Here is a 248-nt window from a genome sequence, read left to right on the forward strand (position 1 = left end):
AACTCACCGGACTTAGTCAGCATATTGTCGTACATACGCTGGATGTTGGGTTGACAGATGGTCTCCTTCGCTGCTCTTATGCTGGCCATATACATATTGTTGTTGTTCGAGGCTGCAGCGTTCTTCATACCTTGTTCAGTGAAGCCGACAAACTTCCCCACTGAGCTGCTGAACCTCGTGTATTCTAACTTGTTGAAGTAATAAGACCTGATGAACTCGATGTCCTTCAGCTCCGTGGAGTTAAAGAC

General features: G+C 46.4%; 1 protein-coding gene. It reads right to left on the reverse strand.

The annotated features are described in order from the left end of the window. A partial coding sequence (locus M1B78_RS18645) for a class II histocompatibility antigen beta chain family protein (RefSeq protein ID WP_257941517.1) occupies nucleotides 1-248 on the reverse strand: 248 nt, incomplete at both ends.

This window comes from Bacteroides muris (ex Fokt et al. 2023) (assembly GCF_024704895.1).
Taxonomy (GTDB): Bacteria; Bacteroidota; Bacteroidia; order Bacteroidales; family Bacteroidaceae; genus Bacteroides; species Bacteroides muris.